Below are 9,750 nucleotides of genomic sequence, written 5' to 3'. Positions count from 1 at the left end.
TTGAAGCAGCTCCATCTGGAACTGAAAGAACTCGGCTATGAAGGGTCATACGACCGCGTGGCGGCGTTTGCCAGGCAGTGGAAGGCGGGTCAATTGGAATGGGTCAATTCTGCGAGCAAACGAACACCCAGACACATTTATTTGGTTTTGAACGACCATTCCTTAGAGAACGCAACCCCGTTGTTGGTGCCGACGAACTTCAGGTTGTAGCTGGTGCTGGACTTGAACGGAGCCTTAGCGATTAGGAAGGCGATATTGCTGCCCAGGTACGCGTTTGGATCGTTGGCACGGGTCATCAGACGGGCATCCATTGGGGTAGCTTGACCAGCCTCGGTCACAGTGAAGGTGGTCACGGCGATAGTGTTGCCGGTCACGACCGATACGCTGATTGGATAGCTGGTCTTGGTCGGGAAGTCGTCGTTGGCCGTGGACAGGTCAGGGAACGGATTCGGCGCTTCCACATACGCATGCAGGGCTACGCCGGTCTGACCATCCGCAGGGTACACGCCAACATAATCAGAAGCAACCGACTGGTTGGTTTTCAGGCCCATTTCCATGACCACGGTTTGCGACTTGTCGGTGCCGACCGCTACGCCGATTTCACGCACATTTTGCAGCATCAGACCGGCACGGTGGTACACGGTTTGTGCCAGCGTACCGAAGGCCGCAGCGCCACCCTGATTGCCACCGAACGTGACTTCTTCACCAACGTAGCTGCCATCGTACTGAGCGAACTTAGCACGATCCAGTTCCTGGATGCCAGTGAACTTGGCCAGAGCGCCGTTTTCGATGTGCAGCATCGAGCGGCCAGTGGCCGGGTCATAGCTGTTGAAGTTGACGGTGCCGCCGTTGCTGACGTCATTCGCCAGCAGGTAGTTCAGGTGGTTAGTCGAGGCCGTGTCCAGTTTAGCGTTCTGCGCCAGCAGACCCAGACCAACCTTGCTACGGAAGTCGTTCAGTGCCGACACAAACGCATATTCTTGGCTGCTACTCGCGTAGGTCAGCGGTGGAATAGTTGTCTGAGTGTCTCCTGGCGTCACAACAGGCGTTGTTGGGGTAGTTGGGCCAGTCGGGGTTGTTGGTCCAGTAACCGATGGGTTAGGTCCTCCCCCTCCCCCACACGCACTAATCAAGGTTGCGATGACGGAGACAATAACGATGTTGATTGATTTGTGCATTTTTTGAAGTCACTAGATAAGACGGGATGCTTAGACAGTACGGTCAAAAGCTGTTGTTGCTTGGGTGACCAGTTGAAGGCGGACTTTGGGTGAGAGCTTTTTGCTGTAGAAAAGCACCCAGACCAGCTGAGCCATCCAACTGATAAAAAGACCGCCAAAGATGACTGAGCCGAATATCGCTTCACTCTGGATGCCAAGCTTGGTCAGCAACCAGTATGGGATCAGGAATAGAGGAGCTATGAGCCACGTCGTAAAGAAGGTGATGACACCCCATATGAAGGCGGTAATCACCATTGGGGAGAGCAAGCTGGCCCCCTGATCTGGCAATCGCTCAATCCTCCCATCCTCGCGTTGGATGGCGCAAAGATGGAGCGAGCCTTTCCTATCCAGTCGGCATAACGAAAGCGCAATTTCTTTGCCAATACACTCCGCCAGGCTAGCTTCTAAATAGTCGGGAACCCAACAATCGTCGTATCTCTGGCTACCCACTTCCAGATAAGCGCGCCTGATCCCACCACTCTGCCGCGTCCCAACGGGAATCGATCCCAACGCTCCTGCTGCGATAAACATTGCCATAGTCTGCTTATTTGCCCCTCGTTCGCTACGTTATATCTCGGCGTTTGAAGCCAAACCATTTTATTTCCCAATGGAAATTTGTTCCAATTATATACCATAATAGGTTTTGGTATATTCCGAAACCGGTTTTAGCCTGAGATATGGCTAATTCACCCTTCGAACCAAAATATCAAATCTTCCGCGACATGTTGACGCGTGCAAGAACGAATAAAGGAATGCTCCAAAGCGAGGTGGCGGACAAGCTCGGTCGAAATCAGGCTTTCGTTTCCAAGTATGAACGGGGTGAGCGTCGAATAGACCTTCCCGAATTTCTTGAGATTGCAGAGGTGCTGGAAATTGACGTTACGGCTTTCGTACTGGACTATACCAATCAACTTCGTAACGCTCGATCCGATGTAAAGACGTAGTCTGACGCTCCAATCAATCTGCATCGAACATCGACAGCATTAGACGCAGCATAAGTCGTTGATCCAAATAGTTTTTACATATTCGTCTAACGCCCTTACGGGCTATAGTCGTCGACGAGCTGCCCGAATTTGACCGCCGGGTGTTGGACGTGTTGCGCGAGCCCATGGAGTCCGGGCACATCACCATCTCACGCGCCGCCCGGCAAGCCGATTTCCCGGCGCACTTCCAGCTGGTCGCCGCGATGAATCCCTGCCCATGTGGCTACATCGGCCATATCAGTGGTGCCTGCCGCTGCACGCTGGACACCATACTCCGCTATCAGAACCGCGTATCCGGCCCCTTGCTGGACCGCATCGATATTCAGATGGATGTTGCGCCGGTCAATCCCGAAATCCTGACCGAGGCCGCAGACGGCGAATCCACCGCAGTTATCGCCGCTCGCGTACAAGCGGCCACCAACCGACAACTGCAACGCCAAGGCAAGCGCAATCAGGCACTCACCACGCGCGAGATTGATCATTACTGCAAACTGGAGCGAGCGGATAAAGCACAGCTCAAGCACAATATTGAATTCTTCCATCTATCCGGCCGGGCCTACCACCGCATCCTGCGCGTCGCCCGCACCATCGCAGACTTGGACGGCAGCGAACGCATTACAAGCAAGCACATCAGCGAGGCCATTCAATACCGCCGCTCGCTGCTCACGCAAATCCGGCCAATATAAAAAGCGGTTTTCACTGCCGATCTGCAAATCAAGTCTGGTGGGCTAGCTGCTATATTGCTGGCAGCTAAATTCGCCAGGAATCCCATGACCCGCTTGCCCTTGTATCTCGCCGCCAGCACGTTGCTGGCCGGCTGCGCCACCTCGCAACTGAAACCCACCGACTTCACGATCAACTCCGGCGCGCCGCGCGCGCCTGAACAGCTGGCGGTGACGTTTGAAAAAGTCGACCTGGCCTTGCGCGTCGATCCCACCAGCAAGAGCATCCGCGGCGACGCCGCCCTCACCTTTCTGTTGAAAGAACCGCTGAGCCGCATCGCCGTCGAACTCGACCGCAACCTGCCGATCGACAGCGCCAGCGTCGACGGCACGCCGCTGGCCGCGTCCGCCATCAGCAACCCGGATGGGCGCCTCTATCTGACGCTGCCGACACCACTGCCGGCCAGCGCCCGCACCACCGTGCGCATCCAGTACCACGGCACACCGGTGACCGCCAAACACGCACCATGGGACGGCGGCTTCACCTGGAGCCAGACCAAGGACGGCCAACCCTGGATCGCCACCACCGTCGAAGGCGAAGGCTGCGATCTGTTCTGGCCCTGCATCGATCACCCGATGGGCAAGCCGCAGCAAATCGATCTGCACATCAGCGTGCCGGCGCCACTGGTGGTGGCCGGCAACGGCATCGCCCAGGGCATGGAAGAGAAAGATGGCTGGCGCACCTACAATTGGCGCGCCAAGAACCCCAGCACCTACGGCGTCGCGCTCAACATCGGTCCGTATGAGACGCTGTCCGGCGACTACGCCAGCCGCTACGGCAACACCATCCCGCTGCGCATGTGGTACCTGAAAGGCCACGAGCAGGAAGCGCAGGGACTGTTCGCGGAATTCAAACCGATGCTGGATTACTTCGAATACCGCGTCGGCCCGTATCCGTTTGGCGACGAAAAAATGGGCGTGGTCGAAACCCCGCACCTGGGCATGGAGCACCAGACCATCAACGCCTACGGCAACGGCTACGCCAAGTCCGCCTACGGCTACGACTGGCTGCTGCATCACGAGCTGTCGCATGAATGGTTCGGCAATCAGATGACCAACGCCGACTGGGACGATATGTGGCTGCACGAAGGCTTCGGCTCCTACATGCAGCCGCTGTACCTGCAAGCGCTACGCGGCGAAATGGAATTCGAGGCCGAGCTGTTCAACTTCCGCAAGTCGCTGCTGAACAAATCGCCTGTGGTCAGCGGCAAGACCCAGCGCATCGAAGACATCTACGAAGAGGAACGCGGCGGTCCCGGCCACGACATCTACGCCAAGGGCGCGCTGATCCTGCACACGCTGCGCAACCTGATCGGCGACGATGCCTTCTTCACTGCCACCCGCCGCATGGTGTACGGCACCGCCACGCCCAAGCCGGGCAACTTCCAGCCGCGCTGGAGCAGCACCAAGGAATTCATCCAGTTCGCCAACGAAGCCAGCGGCCGCGATCTGAACTGGTTCTTCGACGCCTATCTGTACCACGCCGCGCTGCCGGAACTGCTGCAGGAGCGCACTGCTGATACACTCAAGCTGACGTGGAAACTGAAAGACGGCGGCCCGTTCCCGCTGCCGCTGGAAGTGCGCGTCAACGAGCGCATCGAAACGCTGAAGATGAGCGACGGCCACGGCGAACTGAAGCTGCCGCCGAACGCCATCGTCACCATCGATCCGCATTCGCGCGTACTGCGCCAGCTCGATTACCTCGATGCCTGGAAAGCCATCGAAGATAAAAAGAAAGCCAAAAAATGAGCCACAAACTGCCGCTGGCACTGTTGCTGGCCGCCACCCTGTCAGCGTGCAGTCCCAAGTACGACTGGCGCGACTACCGCAGCAATGACGCGCCGTATGCCGTGCTGTTCCCCGCCAAGCCGGCCACGCAAACCCGCAGCATCAAGCTCGACCAGCTGGACGTGAACATGACCATGAGCGCCGCCGACATCGACGGCGTGGTATTCGCGGTCGGTAGCGCGCAACTGGCCGACGCCGCGCAGGCGCCGGCGGCCGTCGAGGCCATGAAGGCCGCCATGGTCAACAACATCCACGGCACCGTCACCCGCAGCACCCCGCAGGAGATCGACGCCAGCGGCAGCAATATGCGCCTGATTGGCCGTTTCCTCTCCAAAGACAGAAGAATTTATCAGGTGGTGGTGATAGGCTCTCCGCAGAAAATCGAGGCGGAAAGCGTCGACACATTCTTCAGTTCTTTCAAACTTCACTAGAAAACTGAAGTATTCGCTTAGGGAATACTTAATTGGGGTGCGCCAGCGCCCAGACAGCTGGCTCAGGGTCTTGTAAAGTTTCAGCAATGTACTAAAGTCTAAGTAACGGACGTGCCGTTGCTTTAAAGAAGCGGCGCACCGCAATCTTTCAACCTATAAGATCAAGAAAGCGTTGCTATGTTAATCGCATTCAAATCGAAATCCAGCCCGGAAGTCTTGATGTACCAGGAACACGCCCAGCGTATCCTGGATCTGTTGAACAAAAACCCTAAACGTGGCGTGATTACCGCCGCCGAAGCCGCGCAAGCGCTGTCGGTGCTGGAGCATGAAGTGGCAGAAACCAGGCTGCATCCGGAAACCGACGTCGAGCACGACGTCCACACTCACGAGCAAGAAGAAGGCGAAACCAAGGAACACGCGCAAGCCCAACGCGTCGGCTTCGCCGCCCGCGCCTACCCGCTGCTGGAAATGCTGCGCACCGCCAAGGCGGAAAACGAAAACATCATCTGGGGCATTTAATCCCCCGTTTAATCCCCCATCAGGGACGCCGTCACCGGCAGGTCGATGGTGAAGCGCGTCCCCACTCCCGCCGCGCTATCCACCCGTATCGTGCCGTCCAGCAGTGACGTGACGATGTTGTAGGTGATGCTCAAGCCCAGCCCGTTGCCGCCCTGCCCCAGCTTGGTGGTGAAGAAGGGATCGAAGATGCGCGCCTGATGTTCCAGCGGTATGCCCTTGCCATCATCCTGGAACACAATCCGCACCCGATCCGTGCCCAGCTGTATAGCCCACATCCGGATCTCGCCATCGTCGCGGCCTTCAAACGCGTGCAGCAGTGCGTTGTTGATCAGGTTGATGATGACCTGGCCATAGGGGCCGGGGAAGCTGTCCATCACGATATCGTCCGGCATCTCCAGCACGATGTGATGGCCGGCCTTGCGCACCTGGTTCTTCATCGTCATCACAATTTCCTGGCTGGCCTGGTGCAGATTGAACTGGCGCCGCTTGGCGCTGGCCTGATCCACCGCCACCTGCTTGAAGCTGTTCACCAGCTCGGCCGCGTTGCGCAGGCTGCGCATCAGCAGCGTCGACGCTTCGCGCGCGGCGTCGATGAACTGGCGCAGATCGGAACGGCGCAGCGTGTTGTCTTTGCTGAGCGTTTCGATTTCGCTGGTCTTGTCCTCCAGCGTGCTGGCGATCACCAGGCTGTTGCCGATCGGCGTGTTCAGCTCATGCGCCACGCCGGCCACCAGCGAGCCCAGCGCCGCCAGCTTTTCGCGTTCCACCAGTTGCTGCTGGGTGTCCTGCAACTGGCGGTAGGAATCGGCATTGGCAAACGCCACCGCCACATAGGACGCCAGCGTGGTCAGCATATCAAGGTCGATACGCTGATAGGCGTGGCTGCGGTAGCTATGCACCGTAATCACGCCGCGCACCTGGCCACCAACCGAGATCGGTACATAGATCAGCGAGCGCGGCTCGGTCGGCAGCGAGCCGTCTTCCAGCGTGCCCATGTTCTCGGCGCCGGACACCAGCTCCAGATTGGCCACATAGTGGTGATACTCCAGCTCCAGATCGTTGATGAACACTTCCTGCGCATGCTGGATGCACCACACCGACAGCTGGTTCGGCTCGCGCATGCTGCGCGTGTACGGCGTGTAGCGCTTGCCGCGCTCCATCGCAAACGGATATTCGATCAGTTCCTGCTCCGGGCGGTAGATGCCGATGCCGAACACGCTGGCATCCATCAGCGCATGCACCTGCTGGTACAGCAGCGACATGATGGCTTCGCTATCCAGATTGGCGGTGATGCGACGGCCGATGTCCGACAGCAGCGAAATATTCCGGTGTGCGGCCTCGACGTTTTCCTTTTCGCGCTCGATCGACTCCTTCTGCAGCACCAGCTCGCGGGTGCGGCTGCTGACCTCGTCTTCCAGCGCATGCTTCTGCCCCAGCAGCAAACGGATGCGAATGCGGAACAGCAGATACGCCGCGCCCAGCACCAGGGCCGCCAGCAGCAGGCGGAACCACCAGGTCTTCCACAGCGGCGGCGCGATCGTCACTGCCACCGACACCGGCTCGGCCGACCATACGCCATCCTTGTTGGCGGCCTTGACGCGGAACACATAATTGCCGGGGTCCAGATTGGTGTAGGTCGCAAAGCGCTTGCCGGCATCGGCCGTCACCCAGGTCGGATCGAAGCCTTCCAGCTGATAGGCATAGCGGTTGCGTTGCGGGTCGGCGTAATGCAGCGCGGCGAACTCAAATGAAATCACCGCGTCGCGATACGACAGCGCCAACGCCTTGGCCTGGTAAATCGGCCCCTGCGGCAGCACATCGCTGCGCGCGCCGTTCAGAATGGACTGGTTGAAGATCGAGAAATCGGTAATCGCCACCGGTGGCGCGTAAGGATTGTCGTGGATATGCGCTGGCTGGAACGCGGTCACGCCCTCCAGTCCGCCGAAATACAACGTGCCGTCCGGCGCGCGGTAGCCGGCGCCGATGAAATAAGAACCGTCCAGCAAACCATCCTTGGAACTGTAGTTGCGGAACAGGCCGCTGGCCGGATCAAACTGCGCAATGCCGGCGGTGGAACTGATCCACAAGCGGCCCTGCTCATCCCCCAGGATCGCGCCGATGGGATCGGCTGAACGCCCCTTGCCCGGCGGGTAGTACTGGAAACTCAGCTTGCCGTCCTCGCCCATGCGCGCCATGCACAGACCGGCGGCGGTGCCTATCCACAGCCGTGCCTGCTCATCCTGATACAGATAATGCACGCGGTTGTGGCTCAGACTGTCACGCCGCTTGGGATCGTGGCGATAGTGCTCGAATTTGCCGGTGGCCCGGTCCAGCCGGTCCAGGCCATACTCGGTGCCTATCCACAGATTGCCGCTGCGATCCTCCAATATGGCATACACGCGCGCCGACAGCGCATTGGCAGCGGTGAGGTCGGCGTGATAGGTCTGCATCGCCAGCGTCCCCGGATCGATGCGATGCAGCGCGGCGCGGGTGCCGACCCAGATCGTGCCGGCCCGGTCCACCATCAGGGTTTGCACCGAGCGCTTGGCTGGATCGTCGCCCAACACCATCGGCAGGTAGGCGCCGCCCGCCGCGTCGCGCCACCACAGGCCGTTCGAGGTTCCCACCCACACCCGGCCACGCTGGTCCGAAGCTAGCGCTAACAACGCATCGCCAGGTTTTGCACCCGGCGCCAGATGCTCGCTGGGGCTGAATTCGACCTTGCCTTGTGCCGGGTCCAGCAAAGCCAGACCGCTGCCGGTGCCGAGCCAGATCTTGCCGCCGGGTGCCGCCGCGATGCTGCGCACCTTGTTGCCGCCGATGCTGGGCAGTACGCCGGCGTGTTCGGTATAGCGCTCGAAGCCGCCGCTGCTCAGGTCTACCCGATCGACGCCGCCGTACCAATTGCCGACCCACAGCGTGCCGGTGCGGTCCTGGTACAGCGCGCTGACCTGGTTGTCGCTGATGCCGTGACGGTTCATGATATCGCGCGGATAGTTGTAGACCCGGCCACTGCCGGCATCGCGTCGCTTCAGTCCCGCAGCCCAAGTACCGATCCACAGCGTGCCATCGCTGTCATGCCGCAAGCGGCTGATGCGCAGCGTGCTCAGGTTGTCCGACAGCGGCAGGTCCAGCCGCTCAGCGGCCGCACCTTTCAAGCGCCATGTCTGCAAGCCTTGGTTGGTCCCCACCCATAGCCCGCCATCGGCGTCTATCGACAAGGCATTCACGAAGTTGTCCGGACGGTTTTCCTGGTTGCTGAAATGGCGGAATTGCGTGCCGCCTGCCGCCATCACCTCCAGCCCGCGCGCCGTGCCTACCCACAGGTTGCCGTCGCGGTCACGTTTCAGCACATTGACGCGGTCATCGTTGATGCTGTTCAGATCATCATCGGCATGGCGCAGCAGGCGCAGCTTGCCGCTGGCGATATCGAAATGCTGCAGGCCATCGCTGGTGGCCAGCCACAAGCCTTGCTGGCCATCGCCCTCGATATCGGTCACGGCAAATTTGGACAGGACCGGCGTGAAGCTCTGGGTCACCGGATCATAGCGATCCAGCCCGCCTTTATTGCCGACCCACAGGCGGCCGGCGCCATCCTCGTACAGCGCTTGCACATAATTGTCCTGCAGACTGCGCGCACTGGATGGATCGTTCTTGAAGGTGGTGATGCGGTAACCGTCAAAACGGTTCAACCCGGCCTGGGTGCCGAGCCACATATAGCCGTGCTTGTCCTGCAAAATGCAGATCACGGACTCCTGGGTAAGTCCCTGCTCAACGCCCAGGTGCTCGAAGCGCAGCGTCAATGCGCAGCGCGCACCACGGAACATAGCGCCAGCAGGAGCAAAGTACAGGCAAAAACGGAACGTATTGCAGTGGCTGGCATGGATTGCATCTCCGATATCAACCCATTTTAATGCACAAAAGCAAAAAAGCCCCAACCAGATTGCATCCGGAAGGGGCTTTTTCTAATAACTAGCTTGACGATAACCTACTTTCACACTGGTTGCAGCACTATCATCGGCGCAGAGTCATTTCACGGTCCTGTTCGGGATGGGAAGGGGTGGGACTGACTTGCTATGGTCATCAAGCT

8 protein-coding genes and 1 rRNA gene are annotated in these 9,750 nt (G+C 59.2%); 5 read left to right on the top strand and 4 right to left on the bottom strand.

The genetic code is table 11. From position 1 onward, the window contains the following. Positions 1–137: 137 nt before the first annotated feature. Positions 138–968, bottom strand: a complete 831-nt coding sequence (locus GJ699_RS33615) for a CAP domain-containing protein (protein ID WP_195763715.1) — start codon at positions 966–968, stop codon at positions 138–140. Between the two features lie 240 nt (positions 969–1,208). Beyond that, positions 1,209–1,754 (bottom strand): hypothetical protein, encoded by a 546-nt coding sequence (locus tag GJ699_RS33610; protein ID WP_154383767.1) that lies wholly within the window; start codon positions 1,752–1,754, stop codon positions 1,209–1,211. Positions 1,755–1,894: 140 nt separating this feature from the next. Between GJ699_RS33610 and GJ699_RS33605 the strand changes: the two genes are divergently transcribed. The 5 genes from GJ699_RS33605 to GJ699_RS33585 all read left to right on the top strand — a co-directional run bounded on the left by GJ699_RS33605 (position 1,895) and on the right by GJ699_RS33585 (position 5,660). Next, positions 1,895–2,161, top strand: coding sequence for a helix-turn-helix domain-containing protein (locus tag GJ699_RS33605; RefSeq protein WP_154383766.1), 267 nt, complete (start codon positions 1,895–1,897; stop codon positions 2,159–2,161). Between the two features lie 80 nt (positions 2,162–2,241). After that, entirely contained in the window at positions 2,242–2,886 is a 645-nt protein-coding gene (locus GJ699_RS35390; RefSeq protein WP_371867750.1) for an ATP-binding protein, read from the top strand. An 84-nt stretch (positions 2,887–2,970) separates the two neighbouring features. After that, positions 2,971–4,671 (top strand): M1 family metallopeptidase, encoded by a 1,701-nt coding sequence (locus tag GJ699_RS33595; RefSeq protein ID WP_154383764.1) that lies wholly within the window; start codon positions 2,971–2,973, stop codon positions 4,669–4,671. Further along, positions 4,668–5,141, top strand: a complete 474-nt coding sequence (locus GJ699_RS33590; RefSeq protein WP_154383763.1) for a hypothetical protein — start codon at positions 4,668–4,670, stop codon at positions 5,139–5,141. The genes GJ699_RS33595 and GJ699_RS33590 overlap by 4 nt, the downstream gene beginning before the upstream one ends. A 177-nt stretch (positions 5,142–5,318) precedes the next feature. Continuing rightward, positions 5,319–5,660, top strand: coding sequence for a DUF1840 domain-containing protein (locus GJ699_RS33585; RefSeq protein ID WP_154383762.1), 342 nt, complete (start codon positions 5,319–5,321; stop codon positions 5,658–5,660). 8 nt (positions 5,661–5,668) lie between these two features. On the opposite strand, the gene GJ699_RS33580 is transcribed toward GJ699_RS33585, so the two are convergent. After that, on the bottom strand, positions 5,669–9,487 hold the full coding sequence (locus tag GJ699_RS33580; RefSeq protein WP_229262422.1) for a sensor histidine kinase: 3,819 nt from the start codon (positions 9,485–9,487) through the stop codon (positions 5,669–5,671). A 148-nt stretch (positions 9,488–9,635) separates the two neighbouring features. Next, positions 9,636–9,748, bottom strand: a 5S ribosomal RNA gene (gene rrf, locus GJ699_RS33575). Positions 9,749–9,750 lie beyond the last annotated feature (2 nt).

The sequence above is a fragment of the Duganella guangzhouensis genome, assembly GCF_009674535.1.
GTDB classification, from domain to species: domain Bacteria; phylum Pseudomonadota; class Gammaproteobacteria; order Burkholderiales; family Burkholderiaceae_D; genus Rugamonas; species Rugamonas guangzhouensis.
Note: the sequence above shows the minus strand (reverse complement) of the source record. Positions and strands in the feature narration are given on the sequence as shown.